Below are 18,726 nucleotides of genomic sequence, written 5' to 3' on the forward strand. Positions count from 1 at the left end.
GGCGCACTTCATTGCTGCAACATACCCTCAAATGAACTAACCACCCAACCGAAAGCATAAAATGCGTATATTCACCGCATCCTTCGCTACCGAGACCAACACCTCCTCGCCAGTGCCGACAGATCGCGCCAGCTTTGAGATGGCATTTTATGCCGGTCCCGGCCAGCACCCGGATACGCCGACATTGTGCTCGGCGCCGATGGTGGTCCTGCGCCGCCGCGCGCAGGAAGAAGGTTTCGAGCTTATCGAAGGGACAGCAACATGGGCCGAGCCCGGCGGCCTGTTGCAGCGCAAGACCTATGAAGATCTGCGCGACGAGATTCTCGACCAGCTCACGGCGGCAATGCCGGTTGATGGCGTTATTCTTGGCCTGCATGGTGCCATGGTCGCGCAGGGTTATGATGATTGCGAAGGCGATCTTCTGGAGCGCATCCGCGCCATTGTCGGCCCGGATATTCTTATTGCTTCGGAACTCGATCCCCATAGCCATCTGACGAAAAAGCGCGTCGCCAATGCGGATATATTGGCGGCATTTCTCGAATTTCCCCATACTGATTTCTACGAGCGGGGCGAACATGTGGTTGACCTGGCCCTGCGGACACTCCGTGGCGAGATCAAGCCGGTCATTTCAACCTTCGATTGCCGCATGATCGGCGTCTATCCCACAAGCCGCGAGCCGATGCGGTCCTATGTGGATCGCATGAAAGCGCTGCACGGCAAGGATGGTATTCTTTCCGTCTCGCTGATCCATGGTTTTATGGCGGGCGACGTGCCGGAGCTGGGAACACAGCTCATGGTTGTGACGGATAATGAAAAGGCCAAGGGCGATGCTTTGGCGGAAAAGCTGGGCATGGAGCTTTTTGCCCTGCGTGGCACAACGGCTATGCCAATGCTCGACACGGAAGCGGGGCTTGATGCGACCATGGCGATTGTCGCGCAACGCCCGGGCAAGCCTGTGGTTGTCGCCGATGTCTGGGACAATCCCGGCGGCGGTGTAGCGGGCGATGGCACGCTGATCCTCAATCGCATTATCGAACGCGGTATTGGCAATGTGGCTGTTGCGACGATCTGGGACCCTATCGCCGTCACCTTTTGCCTCGCCGCAGGCGAGGGCGCGCTGATACAGCTGCGCTTTGGCGGCAAGGCCGGTCCTGATGGCGGCGCGCCTATTGATGCGCGTGTCGAGGTGGTAAGGGCCGTGGAGGAAGGCTGGCAAAGCTTTGGTAAGAGCCGGGTTACGCTTGGGCCCGCAGCGCTGATCCGCCTTGAAGGCACGGATATCGACGTCATCCTCAACACGAACCGCACCCAGACTTTTGAGCCTGACATCTTTTCCAATATTGGCATTGATCCCTTGTCAAAAGATATATTGCTGGTCAAATCAACCAATCATTTCCACGCGGGGTTCGAGCCGGTGGCGTCGGAGATCATCTATATTGATGCGGGCGCGCCTTATCCCTCAAACCCGAAAAAAACAGACTACCGCAAGCTCTCGCGTGAGATCTGGCCAAGAGTGGAAAATCCTTTCGGTTAGTATTTCGGTCATCTCAAGGCACATGCTTGCGTGGCTTTTAGATTGTGCGTGGTTTGCCCTTCGGCTCGCTCAGGAGGGCTCACCATGAGGAAGAGAGCTGAGTGCAGGGAGCCAGCTCTTGCAACGCTGGAGACTGTCATTGCAACCTACGCACTTTCCTCATGGTGAGCTTCGTCGAACCACGCACTATACTATTTGCAGCAGGCCCTACCGGAGCGTTAGACCGAGCTAGTCAAAGGGCAAAAAAACGCCCCTTGCAATTACTAGACGACTGGTCTATTATAACCTTATGAGCAAGATCGACACACGAGCAGTTTTGATTGATGAGGGCCTGAAGGCGCTTCTTTCCCACGGCTATGATGGCGCGGGAATCGGCCCGATCCTCAAGTCGGCGGGCGTGCCCAAGGGTTCGTTCTATCACTTCTTCGAAAGCAAGGAAGAGTTTGCTTCGGCGGTGCTTGCAAACTATTGCACCAACAACCAGAAGGTACGCACGCGTCTTCTGCTGGAAAATAGGTCGAAAGCACCGCTCCAACGTCTGCGTGATTATTTCGATTATTACGAGACAGTCTATAGCAGCGGCGATCCAACCTGCGGTTGTCTTCTTGGCAATCTTGCCCAGTCCATTGCGGCCCATAGCGAAGTGCTCCAGCGCGAGCTGAATCGCTCATTCACCGCCTGGCAGGAGGATTTTAAAACGGTGTTGCGTGAGGCACGTGATGCCGGAGAATTGCCGGAACATCTTGATCCGGATGAGACGGCCGCCTTTCTGATTGATGCCTATGAGGGCGCGCTGATCAGAATGAAGGCGGAAGGAAGCATCAAACCATTACAGCGGTTCCGCGCGATGACGCTCGACGGTCTGCTGACCCGCACATCATAGGAGTATTTATTATGGCTTATATAGAGACGACTGGTCTACTAGAAATTGACCGCAACTATCGCACTGGCCGCAGCTATTCGTTGCGAAACTCCAATAAGGCCGGTTTGCTTGAGCGGTTTGTCGAAAGAGTCCGCACAAGTTTTGCTTCCGGTGGCGTGGTTAGCGCGGAAGATGCGCCTCTGGCCCGCCTCAGCGATCGCATGCTCGATGATATTGGCCTGACAAGAGCGGAGGCCTTGGAGCTGGATCGGCGGGCGAGAGAATTGAAGTGATTTTCGGCATGCATTAGGGTGATGCGTGGTTCACCCTTCGACAAGCCCGTCGAACCACCCGCTATATTAATGCGAATAGTTAACCTTGCACATAAGCCAACGGGGGAGCGCCAAGGGATGGCAACCTAGCCCAGCTCACTCCGCCAGGGCGGGTTTGCGCCTGCACGGGAAACAGTCACTGCGGCGGCCTTGGCACCAAGTGTCAGCGCAGCGCTGATCTGATCCTGTGTCAGGGCAGGCAGGGCCGTTTTCGTCAAAAGCCCGGCTTCCTGCAATGAAGCCAGTACACCGGCGGTAAATGTATCGCCAGCGCCCACCGTATCGACAACCTCAACACGCTGCGCATCGACATGCACGGTCTGATCCTGCGTATAGCCGGTAACGCCATCAGCGCCATGGGTAACGAGAATGAGTTTCGGTCCCTGTTGATCTGCCGCAACGATCCAGCGTTTTGCGATTTCGTCCATCGTTCCGGCTTCACCGAACCATCGCATATCCTCATCGGAAATCTTGACAATATCGGTCATGGCGATCATGCGGCGCATGCGGGCGAGATGCTTTTCCTTGTCAGGAATGAAACCGGGTCGGATGTTCGGGTCGAGCACGATGACGCGCTTTTCATGCTCGCGCGCCATCAGCGCTTCATAGGTCGCGCCGCAAGGTTCCGGAATGAGACTGATCGCCCCAAATTGCACTGTGGTGACATTATCGTCCAGCACCGGCAAATGGTCTGTTGTCAGGGACCGCCCCGCGCTGTTTTCATCATAGAAAATATAGCTGGCCTGTCCGTCAACAAGCCGCACGAAAGCCAATGTGGTCGGCTGCGGCGAAATATGCGCATAGCGTGTGCCAACATGGTTTTGTGCCAGGCTGTCCCGCAACATCTGGCCAAAGAAATCCGAAGAAATTCCCGAAAAGAATTCGGTTGGCACCCCAAGCCGTCCGAGGGCAATCGCCGTATTGAAAACAGCGCCGCCGACATAAGGAGCAAAAGCAGCTTCTCCGGCGCCGGTCTGGCGCGGCAGCATGTCGATCAGGGCTTCACCACAACATAAAATCATAGAATATCTCTCTGGATTCAGGACTTATCTGGATAAATCACACCCTTGCGGATGATGATATTGGCATAAAGTCGAGGTTCACCTGTCGCAACAATCGTGTGCGCCTTTTTGATGCGCGCATAGAGTGCCTCGCCATTGAGCGCAACCAATTCAAACCCCGGCGCGCGTCTGGAGCAGACAGCCTGCATTTCGTGGTGAACGGGGTCGGCGCGGTCCGGATCGCCCATTACGGAAGCGCGGAACAATGCCTGTGGTACGAAGTCATCGACAGGCAGCACTTGCAAGATTGCATCGAGAAGCGGAATCAGCGGCAGGCCATCGGCGCGGATCAGCCGCCGAGCATCTTCCTGCGCCGGATAATTGCCGTCGACGAGTGCAATCTCGTCGCCATGTCCCATGGCGCGCAGTGTCGCCAGCAGTTCCGGCCCCAGCATTGGGGAAATTCCAATCAACATGAGACATCACCAGAGAGAATAGCAATCGGCATCCCATTTTTCTTAAAGCCATAATTTTGCATGCACTAAATTTCTTTCCTGAAAATCTTCTGGCCCAGAAGGAAACGGTCAGCCAGGGGCAGGCTGGCGGCTCCCAGTGAACGGGCATGGATCCCAACAGTTCCTGCAAGAATTGAGGGAAGCGATAGTCCCTCCAGCCGGAACGTATTTATATGTTTTTGAACGGCCTCCACGACCCGGGCGCGAACATCTTCAGGCATCCAGCCATCGATAATTGCGGCTTCAAAATCCACAACCGAGGCCGATGCGACGACAGCCTGCGCAATCGCTTTGCCGGCTGTGTCGATCCACTCGTCGAGTTCGGGGCCCATCTGTCCCCAATCGTCAGGCGAAGCCCAGAGCGGCGAGGGGTCACGGCCAAGCGTGGTGACGACGCGCTCAAGACCGGTGATTGAAGCCATATCGATGAGCTGGCGGGCTGTGCCGTCATTCCCGAATACCGGCATTGAGCCAAGCGCACCCGCATTGCCGCTGCGCCCGGGATAAAGACTGCCATTGATGACGATACCGCCGCCGATAAACGAACCGATATAGAAATAGACGAAATCATTGATATCTTTGGTTTGGCCAAAGACAAGCTCTGCGCCGCAGGCGGCGGTCATGTCATTTTGCAAATAGGCGGGGAAGGAGCAGAGCTCCTGGATTCGGGCACGGATATCGCAGTCGCGCCACTGGTCCAGCACCTCCTGCGGCGCGCCGACGGCATCGGCCCATTTCCACAGCTCAAACGGCGCGGCAATACCGATCCCCGCGACCCTTTCGCGCTGTTTGGGTGTCAATTCGGCCAGCATGTCCCGCATGCCTTCTGCAGCAATGCGAAAGATCGGCGTCGGTGCCAGATAATCATAGGGCGTATGGCGCATTGAGCGGATGCGCCCGAGAAAATCGATCAGCACAAGGTCGGCGCTGCGCCGCCCGATCTTGAAGCCAAAGAAGAATGCGCCTTCAGGATTAAGCGCCATGGGGATCATGGGTTGACCAATCCGCCCGCGCAAAGGCTCTTCGCGGATCAGCAGTTCATCGGCTTCCAGCATGCGCATGATGATTGAGCTTGTCTGGGCGGAGAGCCCGCTCATCCGCGCAATCGCCGTCTTGGCAAGGCTGCCATGCTGGCGAAGCAGCGACAGCACCACACGCTCATTGTGATCGCGCATGCCGCTCTGGTTCGTACCGTGATGATGCGACGGCCGCGCGGCGGCACTTCGCTCCGATACTCGAATAGCCAACGAAATTCCTCCCGATTTCCCTGGGACAATGGAACGGGGACCGGCTTCTGTCAATATTAAATCACAGTGATTTATTAATGTTGACAGGTTGGGACGAGTGGTATTTGCTTATAGGGCACTTGGCCGGGAGGATAACTGTCCGAGATGTTTAGAAAATTGAACAGGGACCTGTCGAACACGGTCTCAATGCGGACGAGTATGCGCTTGCCGCGTCCATAGGAGGAAGTCACACATGGCTAAGAATCTATATTTGAAATCCACGGTATTTGGAGCGGCTGTCGTTGCTCTGGCCGCTTTGGCCGCGCCTGCACAGGCTGCGGATGTCAGCGCATGCCTGATCACCAAGACAGACACCAATCCGTTTTTCGTCAAGATGAAGGAAGGTGCGCAGGCCAAAGCCAAGGAACTCGGCGTTGAGCTGAAGGCCTATGCGGGCAAGATCGACGGCGACAGTGAAAGCCAGGTCGCGGCAATCGAGACCTGCATCGCCGATGGTGCCAAGGGTATTTTGATCACAGCATCCGACACAGCCGGTATTGTTTCCTCGGTCAAGCAGGCACGTGATGCCGGTCTTCTGGTTATCGCGCTCGATACGCCGCTTGATCCTGTCGATGCTGCCGATGCGACCTTCGCAACGGATAATCTTCTGGCCGGTGAACTGGTCGGCAAGTGGGCTGCCGGTACTTTGGGTGACAAGGCGAAGGATGCCAAGATTGCTTTCCTCAACCTCACCCCATCACAGCCATCGGTTGACGTTCTGCGCGATCAGGGTTTCATGAAGGGCTTTGGCATTGATGTTGCCGATATCAACAAGATCGGCGACGAAACTGACCCGCGCATTGTTGGCCACGACATCACCAATGGCAATGAAGAAGGCGGCCGCAAGGCAATGGAAAGCCTTCTGCAGAAAGACCCAAGCATCAATGTCGTGCACACGATCAACGAGCCTGCAGCTGCCGGTGCCTATGAGGCTCTGAAAGCGGTCGGCAAGGAAAAGGACGTTCTGCTCGTTTCCATCGATGGTGGTTGCCCGGGCGTCAAGAATGTTGAAGCCGGTGTTATCGGCGCGACATCGCAGCAATACCCGCTTGCCATGGCAGCGCTCGGCATTGAGGCCATCAAGAAGTTTGCCGATACCGGCGAAAAGCCAAAGCCAACGGAAGGCAAGACCTTCTTCGATACCGGCGTCGCGCTGGTCACTGACAAGCCGGTCAAGGGTGTTGAGTCGATCAGCGTCAAGGACGGCCTGGCCAAGTGCTGGGGCTGATCTGAGCGGTCTTACCCTCCCCTTGGGGGGGAGGGACGGAGCGTAGCGACGGGCAGGGGTTCTTCTCACTTTGTAAAGACCCCTCCCTGCTGCTTCGCAGCTTCCCTCCCACAAGGAGGAGGGTTAGCATCGCGCCCAGCCTTTTGTTTTCAACAGAATTCATTACCCTGTTCTAGGGAGGTCACATTATGACAGAAACAGAGCGAACGCCTCATAAGGGGCAGGAGTTCGAAAGCGTGCTGACGCAAAGCGCGACGACCGTCGCCAGCTTTGACAGCGATGACAAGAGCGCGCTGGAAAAGATACGGCATTTCCTGCATTCAAGTCCGGCAGCCGTCCCCCTTATTGTTCTGGTCCTGTCGCTGGTCATTTTCGCCGCGCTGGTCGGATCGCGTTTCTTCACGCCATTCGCGTTGACGCTGATCCTGCAGCAGGTGGCCATTGTCGGCATCGTCGGAGCGGCGCAGACCCTCGTCGTTCTTACCGCCGGTATCGACCTTTCCGTCGGCGCCATCATGGTTCTGTCTTCGGTGGTCATGGGGCAGTTTACCTTCCGCTACGGCCTGCCTGTCGAGGTGGCTGTCGCCTGCGGGCTGGCGCTCGGTGCCTTTTGCGGCTTCATCAACGGCATGCTGATTGCCTATGTGAAACTTCCGCCATTCATCGTCACCCTTGGCACGTGGCAGATATTTCTTGCCACGACCTATATCTATTCCAATAATGAGACGATCCGCGCCCAGGAGATCGAGCAGAACGCTCCCTTGCTGCAATTCTTCGGCGACAAGATCAATCTGGGTGGCGGGGCCATGTTCACCTATGGCGTGTTCGCCATGATCCTGCTGATCATGCTGCTTTGGTATGTGCTCAACTATACTGCCTGGGGCCGTCATCTTTATGCGATCGGCGATGATCCGGAAGCTGCGCAGCTTTCGGGCGTGCGAACCAAGCGCGTGCTTGTCTCGGTCTATGTTCTTGCGGGCCTCATTTGCGGGCTGGCCGGTTGGGCGCAGATTGGCCGCAATGGCTCGGTTTCACCGCAGATTGGCCAGTTCGCCAATATTGAATCCATAACGGCTGTGGTTATCGGCGGCATGTCGCTGTTCGGTGGGCGCGGCTCCATTCTCGGCATGCTCTTCGGTGCGCTCATTGTCGGCGTATTCTCTTTCGGCATGCGCATGTATGGCACGGATGTGCAGTGGACCTATCTCATGATTGGCGTGCTGATTATAGCAGCTGTGGCAATCGACCAGTGGATCAGAAAGGCGGCAAGCTGATGAGCACGACACAAACCTCCGCGACCCCGCTGCTCACAGCACGCGGTCTGGTCAAGCGCTATGGCCGTGTCACGGCACTGGATCACGCCGATTTCGACCTTTACCCCGGCGAAGTGCTGGCAGTTATCGGCGATAATGGTGCCGGAAAATCCTCACTGATCAAGGCGATTTCCGGTGCCGTGCATCCCGATGAGGGCGAGATCAAACTGGATGGCAAGGTCATCAATTTTCGCTCGCCCATGGAAGCGCGCGATGCGGGTATCGAGACGGTCTACCAGAACCTCGCTCTGTCTCCCGCGCTTTCCATTGCCGACAATATGTTCCTCGGCCGTGAATTGCGTAAACCTGGCATTGCGGGAAGCCTGTTCCGCATGCTCGACCGCAAGGCGATGGAAAAGATGGCGCGTGACAAGCTCACGGAGCTTGGCCTCATGACCATCCAGAACATCAGCCAGACGGTGGAAACCCTGTCGGGTGGCCAACGTCAGGGCGTTGCCGTGGCGCGTGCGGCGGCTTTCGGCTCCAAAGTCATCATCATGGATGAGCCGACAGCTGCACTCGGCGTCAAGGAATCGCGCCGCGTTCTGGAGCTTATTCAGGATGTAAAAAAACGCGGGCTGCCAATCGTGCTGATCTCGCATAATATGCCACATGTTTTCGAAGTGGCAGACCGTATTCACATCCACCGCCTGGGAAAACGCTTAACAGTGATCAACCCCAAAGAATATACGATGTCGGACGCCGTCGCCTTTATGACCGGAGCGAAAACGCCGCCAGCACAGGTAAACTGAACGAATATTACAAGTATATCTTCCCCGCAAAGGGGAGATATACAGCTGCCAATCGACCCACTATACCCATAGGAATTTTTGAGAATGAAGCGTTCTGAAATCAATGCGATCATCCGCGAGAGCGACAAGTTCATTCGCTCGTTCGGCTATGTCATGCCGCCCTTCGCCTATTGGTCGCCGGAAGAATTGAAGGCTCGCACATCAAGCGATGCCAAGGCAATTCTCGATGCGCGTCTTGGTTGGGATATCACCGATTACGGTCAGGGCAAGTTCGATGAACTTGGTCTGTTTCTCTTCACCACCCGGAACGGCAATCAGGAAGATCTGAAAAAGGGTGGCGGCATGCTTTATGCCGAAAAGATCATGATCAGCCGCGAGAAGCAGCTGTCACCCATGCATCGCCACATCGTCAAGGCGGAAGATATCATCAATCGCGGCGGCGGCACGCTGGTGCTGGAACTTTTCAACTCCAATGAAGATGGCAGCGTAGACGAAAAGACCGATGTGGAAGTTGCCACTGATGGCCGTATCGTGCGCCAGAAGGCCGGCGGCCTTTTGAAGCTGCAGCCGGGTGAGAGTGTGACGCTATTGCCGGGCAATTGGCACGCTTTCTGGGGCGAGGGCGGCGATGTGCTGATCGGTGAAGTTTCGACGGTCAATGACGATCTGACCGACAATATTTTCCGTGAGCCGATCGGCCGCTTCTCCAATATCGAAGAGGATGAAGCGCCTTTGCATTTGCTCGTTTCCGATTACGACAAATGGCTGGCCTGACCCTATTGGACGACAGGCAGGAAGCCGTGACCGCGCAAGAGCTGGTCTCGGCCATTCTCGCCCGTGCCGCCGATACGAAACGGCTTGTCGTGGCGATTGCTGGCCCTCCGGGTGCCGGCAAATCCACGGTTTCAGCGACGCTTTGCGCCGCCATCAACGCGCGCGATCCGGATGCGGCGGTGGTCGTGCCGATGGATGGGTTTCATCTTGATAATGCCATTCTCGATGCGCGGGACATGCGCAAGCGCAAGGGTTCTCCACCCACATTTGATTGCGCTGGCTTCGAGGTCATGCTGAGGCGGCTTCGCGAGGGCGGCGAGGATATCGTTATCCCACTTTTCGACCGCAAGCTCGATCTGGCGCGCGCGGGAGCAGATATCGTAAAGGCCGATCAGCGGATTTTGCTTGTTGAAGGTAATTATCTCCTGCTCGATCAGGCGCCCTGGAACCGTCTGGAACCGCTGTTCGACATGACGGTATTCTTGCAGGTGGACCGGCTTGAGCTTGAAAACCGGTTGGTGCAGCGCTGGCTCGGTTTCGGCTATAATGTTGGCTCGGCACAGGCGAGGGCATTGTCCAATGATATGCCCAATGCCGATCTCGTGCTTGAGCACTCACGACCTGCGGATTTCATCTTGAAGAATTAGAGCTTGGTGGCTCCCGATTGAAAGAAAATTTCAGAATCGGGCCACTTGCATTCCGGCATGCCGCGCCATAGTCCTCAAAGGATCAATGAGGCGCGGGGTGCGATCGTGAATTTCAGAGCTATTTTCCTGGCGGCCAGCCTTGTGCTGTCCGTTCCGTCCTTGGCTTGGTCAGATGCGGCCCAGACCGCCTTTGACAATGAAGATTATGTCACTGCATTGAAGCTTTGGGAGCCGCTCGCCGATAAGGGTGAAGCTGCAGCACAATATGGCGTCGCCAGCATTTTTCTCAACGGCTATACCGGTGTGGAGGATTATGCAAAGGCCCGCGATCTGCTCAACAAATCGGCGGATCAAAATTATGCGCTCGCGCAAAATGCCATAGGGGATGTTTATCGCTTGGGGCTTGGCACGGAGGAAAATCCGGCGGAAGCCGCGCTCTGGTATCGCAAGGCGGCAGAGCAGGGATTGGCGCGGGCCGAACGCAATCTCGGCTTTCTCTATTCCAACGGCATTGGCGTTGAAGAAGATGATGCGCAGGCACTCATCTGGCTGACCAAAGGTGCCGATCAGGGCGATGCACTGGCCCAATATTACCTCGCCAATGTCTATGCCAATGGCTATGGCGTTGAGGTGGACAAGGCTGCTGCTGCTGCCCTCTACCGGAAATCTGCGGATCAGGGCAATGCGGATGCGCAGAACTATCTGGGTTATGCCTATGAGAGTGGCGAAGGCGTCGAGCAGAGCGATAAGGAGGCCGTTGTCTGGTATACGAAGGCAGCGGAGCAGGGTTCATACCGTTCGCAGATGAGCCTTGGAAACATGTATCTTGAAGGGCGGGGCGGTTTGCCCAAGGACCCGAAAAAGGCTGTTGAATTTTATCAGCTTTCAGCCGATCAGGGCTACTCGGTCGCGCTTGACAATCTTGGTCTGCAATATGCGGCAGGCGTTGGCGTGGACAAGGATTATAAAAAGGCCATGGAGCTGTTTCAGCTGGCTGCAGAACAAGGTTATGCCGCCTCGCAATATAATATCGGCGTCTTTTATAATATGGGACGCGGCGTTAAAAAGGATATGAAGAAGGCTCTCCATTGGTGGAAGCTTGCTGCCGATCAGGGCAATGAACTTGCAGCGGAAGCGCTTAAAGCCAACCAATAAAGAACGCTTGCGGCAGGCTCGTTCGGAAGCGTTCTTTGTTTAATCCAGCTATCAATTTCAAATGCGAAACCCTCCCCCATGCGGGGAGGGTTTTTAGTTTGTTGTGCAGTCTCAGAACTTGACTGTCAGGTCGGCTTTGACGGCATTGTCGCGTGTGTCGCCGGAGAACTGGCCGGTATAGGCGAGGCCGAGCGTTGTACGTTTGCCGATGCCGACATCAAACCCGGCTTCGACAGCAAAGGCATTCTTGGCAATGGGCAGGCCCTCGATGGAGAAGGGCGCGCCGCCCGCAAAGGCCAGCTCACGTTCAGGCGTTACATCACCGAAGGCGTGGTTCCAGCCAACCATGCCGCGTGCCGTCAGCACGGTTGTTTCGCTAAGCGCAAAATTGCGCGAAAGGCGAAGCCCGAGCGTTGTCGTGGTAACATCGCTGGAGCCGGACAGACCGGTCAATGCGCCATCGCCGCCATCTTCCTGGAAACTATCGGTTTTCAGATGGGTGTAGCGGGCAGCAGCAAAGGGTTCGAGCGCCGCATATTGCGTCTCGACCTTGTAGCCGAGTTCACCGAAGACCTGAACGGTCTGGGCATCATAGGATGCATTCTGGCCGTTGGTAACACCGCCAAGCACCACATCGCGATCCGTGTCGATCTCGTGATGACCAAGATTGACACCCAGGCGAAGCCCGAGCGCATCCCACTGCGTACCGGCATAGACACCGACCTGATAGCTGTCCACATCGGCCTTGGCCCCACCGCTATGCAACGAGGTGTTGCCATAGCTTGCCAAGAGGCCGAAGCGCCATGTTTCGGCAATCACGCCATCAAGGCCGGTAACAAAGCCGCCCGTATCGCGGCTGTAGCCGGAGGCATTGCCGTCGCTGTCGGCATGCGCCCAGGCGCCATAGGCCTGACCCCAAAGGGTAGGGGAGAGATCGGCCGGAGCAATTGCGGCAAAGGCTTCGCTGCCCGTTGCTTTTTCGCCCGGACCATAGGCGAGAGGGGTGATCGTTGCCTGCGGGGTGACGGCCACGCCGTCAAAGGCCGCACGAAGACGTTCTGTTGCCGCCTGACTGATAAAGTGCCCATCCTCGATCAGTACACCGTCCAGCGTCGCATGGATTTCGCCGGTCAGCGATTGGTAGGTGCCTGCAACGGCGTCAAAAACCGTGCTGGTTTCGATTGTGTCGTAAAGGGAGCTTCCAGCGCCGCCAGTTTCAATGGATTTTGCAACCGCTCTTTGATTGCGCGTCTTGGCGAAATCGTCAAAGCCCAATGCGTTGCGTTTGAAGCTTGCCGCAATGCCGGTCGGAGCATAGGCGAGAACGCCATCATAGAACACATAGGCCGACTGAACACTTGCAAACTGGCCGTTTATGCCGCCCGTCGATGTCAGGAAATTATAGCTGTTACTATTGAGGGCGGAGCGCACCTCCTGTGCGCTGGGTTTTGTCGTGGCTCCGGTCTCCGGCGTCAGGAGAACAACGCCGCCAAGCAGGGTCGTCGTGCCATTGACGACGAGCTTGTCAGCCTCACTGCCATTGACTTCAATATGCAGGGTTGAACCCGTGTTGAAGGTCGCATCGCCATTTGAGGTCAAGGTGCCTACCGAATTGCCGGGAGCGACCGTGCCGCCATTATTGGCTATGATACCGCCAACTGCGCCAATGCCGCCGAGCGTACCTCTATCGTTGATGACAGCCTTGGAAGTGATGGACCCATCAATTGCAAGCAAGCCGCCATTGATGAGCGTATCACCCCTATAGGTACTGTCGCCTGTCAGCCGCAGCGTGCCCATGCCGGTTTTTGTCAATCCGCCAATATAATTGTTCGGGTCATTCAGTTTCTCGGTCAGTGTCGGAACGAGTGCTTCATAGGCAGTAAATTCTTTCAGCGCTCCGGCAATACGGTCATCGGTGATCGTGCCGCGAATTGTTTCGGCACTGGCTTCAGGCGTAGCTGAGAAATCGACAAATTGCGGCGCCCGCGGAATGCTTGTGTTTGGAGCTGTTGCCACGAATGCATTCCATAGGGCAGTTGCTGCAGGGTCCGCCAGCATCTTGGCATCCGCCGCCTCGAATGCTGCATTGGCAGCTTCGAGCTGCTCATCAGTTAAAGGCGGGTTTTGAGGAAGATTGATAATGTCGAGTTTCGCGTATCGGTCCCTGACAAGTTCGATGGCCGCAGGGAAGTTGGAATCCGGAAATTGCGTTATGACCTGCTGCCGGATTTTTTCCTTGCTGGCTTCGGTTATGCCATTCTGCCAGCCTTCTGTGATTTTCTTGGCTTCCCAATCGGCGATTGTTTGCTGGTCTTCAACGAACCGCTGGTCCAGCGCGTCCTGTGAGATATCATTGCTCCAGACTTCTTCATTGGTGCCGCGATAGGAGGCGGGCAGATTTGCCTCGACACGGCTCAGGAACTGGCCGGGACCCTTTATTGCCTTGTCGAGATTGATCAGACCCCAGCCGAACACATTATCAACCCCGGCTTCGCCAAGATCGGTGGATGTCGTCTTGAGAATTTCGTTGACATCGCCATTGGAGAGATAGGGGAAGCGTTGCTTCAGCACCATGAAGGCACCGGTCGCGGCCGGGCCTGCCATAGAAGTACCGCTCAGTTCTTCATAGCCAGACGTAAATCTGCTGTCGTCCATTACATCGCCGGGATTAAGGCCGGTAATGTCGCCAACCGGCACACCACTATTGATGTTTGTGCCAGGAGCGGCGACGCAATGATATTTGGAATAGCCGCAAATGCTGGAAAAGCCACTTCGTGAATAGCCATCCGGGTTTGTCTCGTCAGCAACGACACTCATTGTCGTCAGCCAATTTTTCTCCAGTTCAGGACGAAAAGTTGCAAGCCCTGCAAGGGCGTCTGGTTCCAGTCCACCATCATTGCCGGCTGAGAATTCGACGACGATGCCGCTTTCCGCAGCCTTGATCGCGCCGTTATAGGCACCGCCTTCGGGAGTGCCGAGAATGGCCTTGATCTCCTGATATTGCCCATAGGCTTCCGCATAGGTCCAGGATGAGCTTGAAAGACCAATGCCCCAGCTGTCGGTGATGATCGAGACGCCGCTATTGATCATGGCATCCCATGCCGCAGCATAAACTGCGCCATCATTGCCAAGTACAACGCCATCTTCTGGACCTGCGTCATAATTGCTGGCGGCAAAGATACTGGTATCGAAGGCCACGCCCATCATGGCTTTGCCATCGCGATTGGCGCCAGCGATACCGGCGACGTGCGTACCATGGCTGGAAATGCCACCATAGCCGTCAATATACTGCCTGCCATCGGCAACGAAGTGGTCACCGGCTTTCACGGGAATATAGGGATCGGTATAAAGCCTTGTGCCTTCGGTTTTGACAAAGTTCATTTTGCCGTTACCGGCAAATTCCGAGTGAGCGGCATAGACCGGCTGATCGATGACGCCAAGCTTGGTGCCCTTACCGGTGAAGCCCATTGCATAGGCTGCATCGGCATTGAACGCTTTCAGGACATCATTGCCGTTGAACTCGGCATCATCGCGCCAGCTCTTCTTTGCGGCTTCGAAATCATCGGTTCGCGTGCCGTCAGCATTGTAATATCTGGGCTGTTGCTGGGCGATTGCACCTGCCGTTGCCGCGGTGAGCAAGATGGTGGTGAAGACTGTTGTAGTAAGATGTTTGCGGAATGTTTTTAGACGGGTTTTACGGGCGGAAACAGCTGCGTCAGAAGCATAAAAAGACATATAATATTCCTCCGATTCTCGGATCACCTAATCCGAAAGTACTAGGAGGTTGAAATTTATCGGCATCTTACGTCAAGTGGGAAAAAGGCCAATTGTGTTAACTTTGTGGTAACTTTTTGATTTCAATGACAGAAATTTGACAAAGCCGCGTGTGCAGCTTTAAAAAAATTAATTCAATTTTTTCAGTATATTAGCTGCGCGGAGACAATTGGATTGCCATACTCTGCATGATGGCCGACGCGGTATCGCGGGTTATTTCCGTCCAGGAGGCCAGCATTTCCGGCGTTACCCGGTAGGCAGGACCTGTCACGGAAACGCTGGCGGTGAACAGCGCATCGGTGCGGGAAAAAATCGGTGCCGCAACGCAGGTAATCCCCAGTTCATGCTCTTCCCGGTCATAGGCATTTCCGGTGCTTCGTATGGTGCTGATCTCGGATAGGAGGGCTGCGGCATCGGCCAAAGTGTTGGGGGTGTATGGCCGGAATTCGATGCGCTCGACCCGCTCGCGCAATTCATCGTCTGGAAGGGCCGAAAGCGCAGCTTTGCCGACCCCGGTGCAAAAGGCGGGCGCGGTGTTGCCGATCTGTGAAACCATGCGGATATTCTGGCGGCTCTCGATTTTGTCCAGATAGATCACTTCTATATCGCGCAGCACGCCAAGATGCACTGTCTCGCCTGTCGCCTCATGCAACTTCTGGATGTGAGGGGCGGCGACATTGCGAAATTCATTGCCAGCCCACGCTTTGGATGCAAATTGCAACAATCGCAATCCTAGCGTGTAACAATTATCCCTGTTAACCGCGATAAGCCCCTCGTCGATGAGATTGGAAATTTGCCGGTGGAGGGTGCCGCGCGGTTGGTCGGAAAGTTTCAGCACATCCGTGAAACGCAGCGCCTCGGAAGAGTTGGCTATGATGTCAAGAACGCTGATGGCTTTGCCGAGCGTGCCGGTATCTTGACTGCCACCGGATTTTTTTACCCTATCGGTCGCCACTCTTTGCGGTTCGCTCATGTTTTTCCTGTTCTTGGAGTGTCTGGGGCGATTTGCTCCTGCTTTTGCTGTAACTTGAGCAATATTTGCCGAAGAATCTCCGATTTTTGCTGAAAATTTACAATCGCCAATAGAAATTTGGTTGTGCGAAGTTGAACCATTGACCAGACTCATTTTCCTTGACTTCTTGCAGCATAGGATGACAATTCAGCATAGTCAAACACAGTTCCATATAATGGAATTAACTCAGCCTTATGAGAATCCTGCCATGATGCCTTCCGCTATTTTTCCAGACCTGAAAGATCGATCTGTGCTTATCACCGGCGGGGGTTCCGGCATCGGCGCTTCATTGACTGAAGGCTTTGTGCGTCATTGTTCGCGCGTTGCCTTCATCGACATTGCCGACGAGCCTTCCAATGCGCTGGTGGAACAGATGGAAAGCCAGTACGGAAACCGCCCGCTTTATATCAAGGCTGATCTTTCAGACGTGGCGGCTCTGCGGGCTGCCGTGGCACAAGCCATTGAAAATATTGGCCTAATCACCGTACTTGTCAACAATGCTGCTTGGGATGACCGGCACGATATTGATGAAGTGACGCCGGAATATTGGGATAAGAACCAATCTATTAACCTGCGTCCCCAGTTCTTCGCAGCGCAGGCCGTTGTACCATGCATGCGTCAGGCGGGTGGTGGTTCGATCATCAATTTCACCTCGACTTCGTTCATGATCAACCATGGCGAAATGCCTTCCTATACGGCCGCGAAAGCCGGAATCATCGGTCTTACCAAGGGGTTAGCGGGACGATTGGGGCCGGAGAAAATCCGGGTGAATGCCATTGCCCCTGGCTGGGTCATTACGGAACGCCAGCGCGAATTGTGGGTATCGGGAGATCGCCTGAAACACCACGTTGAACGGCAGGTTTTGCGGGAGGAAATTCAGCCCGGTGATATGGTCGGGCCTTGTCTTTTCCTCGCTTCCGATGCAGCGCGCATGCTGAGTGCCCAGACCCTGATCGTTGATGGAGGCTATCTGTGAGCCAGGTCCCGATCTATGCGCTAAGTGATTGGGGAACAACGCGTTTCAGGCTCTGGCTCGTCGATGGCGCGGGCAATGTTCTTGGCGAAAAACGTGCCGATGACGGGCTTGATGTATCGCGCGTTAAGGGGTTTGCCTCTGTGCTTGAGGGGCATCTTGCAAGCCTTTCAGCACCCTCAGATCTGCCCGCCGTCATATGCGGCATGGCAGGCTCGCGTCAGGGCTGGGTTGAGGCGAATTATGTGCCGGTTCCTGCCGATTTGAATGCCATTCTTGTTGGTGCCGTCAAACTGCCAGACATGGCGCGCGACGTTCGCATTATTCCCGGTCTTTGCCAGTTGGACGATACGCCAAATGTCATGCGCGGCGAGGAAACCCAGTTGCTTGGAGCCATTCTGGATAGAAATTTATCCAGTGGAATCATAGCGATGCCCGGAACCCATTCAAAATGGGTAGAGTTGAAACAGGGCAGGGCCAAGTCATTCGGCACCTATATGACCGGCGAGCTTTATGCGCTAGTCAGCCAGCAATCGATCCTGCGCCATTCCATTCAGGATGCAGCGGAATCCGCTTCGGCGGATCATCCGGAATTTATTGCCGCGCTGAAATCCATGCTCGCCGGAAACTCTCTCCTGGGTCAGCTCTTTGGCATACGCGCCGCCATGCTTTTAAATGATTTGAAACCGGAGGAAGCTGCTTCTCGGCTTTCGGGCCTGCTTATCGGTGCAGAAATAGCCGGGCAAAAAGCGATAACAAACAATAGGATAGTCTTGGTCGCGTCGGGTGCAATGGCCACTCTTTATGGCAAGGCGTTCGACGTCGCCGGACTGGATTTTGATCTGGTGGATGCAGATGAAGCCGTGCGTAAAGGATTGTTCGTTGCTGCCTCCGGTATTTGGCCAAACGTTAAAGGAAACTTCAAATGACCCTTTCTTCCGCTCCATGGCCCAAGCTTAAACGCGACCTGATCGCAATCTTGCGGGGCGTCCGGCCAGATGAAGTTTTGGCAATTGGGGAGGCGCTTGTTGCTGCGGGAATCGATGTCATCGAAGTGCCGCTCAATTCCCCTGATCCGTTCCAATCCATTGAACTGCTTGCAAAAAAACTGCCTTCGCACGTTCTTGTTGGCGCTGGGACAGTGCTCGATGCAAATGACGTTCAACGGCTTGGGGATGCCGGAGGGCGTCTTGTCATTTCGCCAAATATCGATCCTTCCGTGCTGGCAGCCGCTGCCAAAGCAGAGATGGTGTCCATGCCGGGCGTTTTCACGCCGACTGAAGCGCTTGCTGCTTTGAAAGCCGGTGCATCCGGCTTGAAGTTCTTTCCGGCAAGTGTGCTCGGTCCCGACGGCATAAAGGCGATCAGCGCAATTCTACCCAAGAGAACCATTATCGGTGCTGTTGGCGGTGTCGATGAAAACGGCTTCGCGTCCTATGCGAAGGTCGGCGTTAGAACGTTCGGGCTAGGTTCCAGTCTTTACAAGATTGGCGCGACAGCGGGAGAGGTGGGTGACCGCGCAAGAGCAACAATTGCCGCATATGATCGGGTTTTTGGGGAAGTTTGAC

General features: G+C 55.4%; 17 protein-coding genes. 12 read left to right on the top strand and 5 right to left on the bottom strand.

All coding sequences use genetic code 11. The features are described from left to right. The first annotated feature begins 61 nt into the window (after window positions 1-61). The 3 genes from AC6CHM_RS18520 to AC6CHM_RS18530 all read left to right on the top strand — a co-directional run bounded on the left by AC6CHM_RS18520 (window position 62) and on the right by AC6CHM_RS18530 (window position 2,689). Entirely contained in the window at window positions 62-1,534 is a 1,473-nt protein-coding gene (locus tag AC6CHM_RS18520) for a M81 family metallopeptidase (protein ID WP_498173988.1), read from the top strand. Between the two features lie 289 nt (window positions 1,535-1,823). After that, a complete protein-coding gene (locus AC6CHM_RS18525) occupies window positions 1,824-2,417 on the top strand; it encodes a TetR family transcriptional regulator C-terminal domain-containing protein (RefSeq protein ID WP_115053665.1) in 594 nt (197 codons plus the stop codon). Window positions 2,418-2,428: 11 nt separating this feature from the next. After that, window positions 2,429-2,689: a YjiS-like domain-containing protein gene (locus tag AC6CHM_RS18530; protein ID WP_307275343.1), complete on the top strand. Its 261-nt coding sequence runs from the start codon at window positions 2,429-2,431 to the stop codon at window positions 2,687-2,689. A gap of 125 nt (window positions 2,690-2,814) precedes the next feature. Here the strand turns inward: AC6CHM_RS18530 and AC6CHM_RS18535 are convergent, their stop codons facing one another. The 3 genes from AC6CHM_RS18535 to AC6CHM_RS18545 all read right to left on the bottom strand — a co-directional run bounded on the left by AC6CHM_RS18535 (window position 2,815) and on the right by AC6CHM_RS18545 (window position 5,419). Further along, on the bottom strand, window positions 2,815-3,750 hold the full coding sequence (locus AC6CHM_RS18535) for a carbohydrate kinase family protein (protein WP_337355006.1): 936 nt from the start codon (window positions 3,748-3,750) through the stop codon (window positions 2,815-2,817). A 17-nt stretch (window positions 3,751-3,767) separates the two neighbouring features. After that, window positions 3,768-4,205 carry an RbsD/FucU family protein gene (locus AC6CHM_RS18540; RefSeq protein ID WP_498173991.1) on the bottom strand — a complete coding sequence of 146 codons (438 nt, stop codon included), beginning with the start codon at window positions 4,203-4,205 and terminating at the stop codon, window positions 3,768-3,770. Window positions 4,206-4,270: 65 nt separating this feature from the next. After that, window positions 4,271-5,419, bottom strand: coding sequence for an ROK family protein (locus tag AC6CHM_RS18545; protein ID WP_336442021.1), 1,149 nt, complete (start codon window positions 5,417-5,419; stop codon window positions 4,271-4,273). 322 nt (window positions 5,420-5,741) lie between these two features. Here AC6CHM_RS18545 and AC6CHM_RS18550 point away from each other — a divergent pair, with 322 nt between their 5' ends. The 6 genes from AC6CHM_RS18550 (at window position 5,742) to AC6CHM_RS18575 (ending at window position 11,399) form a co-directional block, all read left to right on the top strand. After that, a complete protein-coding gene (locus AC6CHM_RS18550; protein ID WP_115053843.1) occupies window positions 5,742-6,758 on the top strand; it encodes a sugar ABC transporter substrate-binding protein in 1,017 nt (338 codons plus the stop codon). A gap of 188 nt (window positions 6,759-6,946) precedes the next feature. Next, entirely contained in the window at window positions 6,947-8,032 is a 1,086-nt protein-coding gene (locus tag AC6CHM_RS18555) for an ABC transporter permease subunit (protein WP_115053670.1), read from the top strand. Further along, window positions 8,032-8,823 (top strand): ATP-binding cassette domain-containing protein, encoded by a 792-nt coding sequence (locus AC6CHM_RS18560; protein ID WP_115053844.1) that lies wholly within the window; start codon window positions 8,032-8,034, stop codon window positions 8,821-8,823. Before AC6CHM_RS18555 ends, AC6CHM_RS18560 begins: the two co-directional genes overlap by 1 nt. A gap of 84 nt (window positions 8,824-8,907) precedes the next feature. Continuing rightward, window positions 8,908-9,597, top strand: coding sequence for a D-lyxose/D-mannose family sugar isomerase (locus AC6CHM_RS18565; protein WP_115053671.1), 690 nt, complete (start codon window positions 8,908-8,910; stop codon window positions 9,595-9,597). Continuing rightward, complete coding sequence (locus AC6CHM_RS18570; RefSeq protein WP_440808844.1) at window positions 9,585-10,244, top strand: nucleoside/nucleotide kinase family protein; 660 nt, start codon at window positions 9,585-9,587, stop codon at window positions 10,242-10,244. The genes AC6CHM_RS18565 and AC6CHM_RS18570 overlap by 13 nt, the downstream gene beginning before the upstream one ends. A 57-nt stretch (window positions 10,245-10,301) precedes the next feature. Continuing rightward, on the top strand, window positions 10,302-11,399 hold the full coding sequence (locus AC6CHM_RS18575) for an SEL1-like repeat protein (protein WP_498173995.1): 1,098 nt from the start codon (window positions 10,302-10,304) through the stop codon (window positions 11,397-11,399). A gap of 111 nt (window positions 11,400-11,510) precedes the next feature. Here AC6CHM_RS18575 and AC6CHM_RS18580 read toward each other — a convergent pair whose 3' ends face one another. Both AC6CHM_RS18580 and AC6CHM_RS18585 read right to left on the bottom strand, forming a co-directional pair. Then, window positions 11,511-15,134, bottom strand: a complete 3,624-nt coding sequence (locus tag AC6CHM_RS18580; protein ID WP_498173997.1) for an autotransporter domain-containing protein — start codon at window positions 15,132-15,134, stop codon at window positions 11,511-11,513. A 190-nt stretch (window positions 15,135-15,324) separates the two neighbouring features. Beyond that, on the bottom strand, window positions 15,325-16,146 hold the full coding sequence (locus AC6CHM_RS18585) for an IclR family transcriptional regulator (protein ID WP_498173999.1): 822 nt from the start codon (window positions 16,144-16,146) through the stop codon (window positions 15,325-15,327). Window positions 16,147-16,393: 247 nt separating this feature from the next. Between AC6CHM_RS18585 and AC6CHM_RS18590 the strand changes: the two genes are divergently transcribed. From AC6CHM_RS18590 to AC6CHM_RS18600, 3 genes are read left to right on the top strand one after another with little or no spacing between them, the layout of a single operon-like run. Beyond that, on the top strand, window positions 16,394-17,161 hold the full coding sequence (locus AC6CHM_RS18590; protein WP_498174001.1) for an SDR family NAD(P)-dependent oxidoreductase: 768 nt from the start codon (window positions 16,394-16,396) through the stop codon (window positions 17,159-17,161). After that, window positions 17,158-18,087, top strand: a complete 930-nt coding sequence (locus AC6CHM_RS18595; RefSeq protein WP_498174003.1) for a 2-dehydro-3-deoxygalactonokinase — start codon at window positions 17,158-17,160, stop codon at window positions 18,085-18,087. Before AC6CHM_RS18590 ends, AC6CHM_RS18595 begins: the two co-directional genes overlap by 4 nt. Then, entirely contained in the window at window positions 18,084-18,725 is a 642-nt protein-coding gene (locus AC6CHM_RS18600) for a 2-dehydro-3-deoxy-6-phosphogalactonate aldolase (protein ID WP_498174005.1), read from the top strand. The genes AC6CHM_RS18595 and AC6CHM_RS18600 overlap by 4 nt, the downstream gene beginning before the upstream one ends. Window position 18,726: the final 1 nt, after the last annotated feature.

Source organism: Phyllobacterium sp. GQ127 (genome assembly GCF_059758635.1).

Excerpts from the sequence above, each read along its gene's own strand:
- AC6CHM_RS18555 (WP_115053670.1), top strand. The coding sequence starts at position 6,947 with ATGACAGAAACAGAGCGAACGCCTCATAAGGGGCAGGAGTTCGAAAGC.
- AC6CHM_RS18570 (WP_440808844.1), top strand. The coding sequence starts at position 9,585 with ATGGCTGGCCTGACCCTATTGGACGACAGGCAGGAAGCCGTGACCGCG.
- AC6CHM_RS18560 (WP_115053844.1), top strand. The coding sequence starts at position 8,032 with ATGAGCACGACACAAACCTCCGCGACCCCGCTGCTCACAGCACGCGGT.
- AC6CHM_RS18590 (WP_498174001.1), top strand. The coding sequence starts at position 16,394 with ATGATGCCTTCCGCTATTTTTCCAGACCTGAAAGATCGATCTGTGCTT.
- AC6CHM_RS18545 (WP_336442021.1), bottom strand. The coding sequence starts at position 5,419 with ATGCGCGATCACAATGAGCGTGTGGTGCTGTCGCTGCTTCGCCAGCAT.
- AC6CHM_RS18530 (WP_307275343.1), top strand. The coding sequence starts at position 2,429 with ATGGCTTATATAGAGACGACTGGTCTACTAGAAATTGACCGCAACTAT.
- AC6CHM_RS18525 (WP_115053665.1), top strand. The coding sequence starts at position 1,824 with ATGAGCAAGATCGACACACGAGCAGTTTTGATTGATGAGGGCCTGAAG.
- AC6CHM_RS18575 (WP_498173995.1), top strand. The coding sequence starts at position 10,302 with ATGCCGCGCCATAGTCCTCAAAGGATCAATGAGGCGCGGGGTGCGATC.
- AC6CHM_RS18565 (WP_115053671.1), top strand. The coding sequence starts at position 8,908 with ATGAAGCGTTCTGAAATCAATGCGATCATCCGCGAGAGCGACAAGTTC.
- AC6CHM_RS18585 (WP_498173999.1), bottom strand. The coding sequence starts at position 16,146 with ATGAGCGAACCGCAAAGAGTGGCGACCGATAGGGTAAAAAAATCCGGT.
- AC6CHM_RS18600 (WP_498174005.1), top strand. The coding sequence starts at position 18,084 with ATGACCCTTTCTTCCGCTCCATGGCCCAAGCTTAAACGCGACCTGATC.
- AC6CHM_RS18520 (WP_498173988.1), top strand. The coding sequence starts at position 62 with ATGCGTATATTCACCGCATCCTTCGCTACCGAGACCAACACCTCCTCG.
- AC6CHM_RS18580 (WP_498173997.1), bottom strand. The coding sequence starts at position 15,134 with ATGTCTTTTTATGCTTCTGACGCAGCTGTTTCCGCCCGTAAAACCCGT.
- AC6CHM_RS18535 (WP_337355006.1), bottom strand. The coding sequence starts at position 3,750 with ATGATTTTATGTTGTGGTGAAGCCCTGATCGACATGCTGCCGCGCCAG.
- AC6CHM_RS18540 (WP_498173991.1), bottom strand. The coding sequence starts at position 4,205 with ATGTTGATTGGAATTTCCCCAATGCTGGGGCCGGAACTGCTGGCGACA.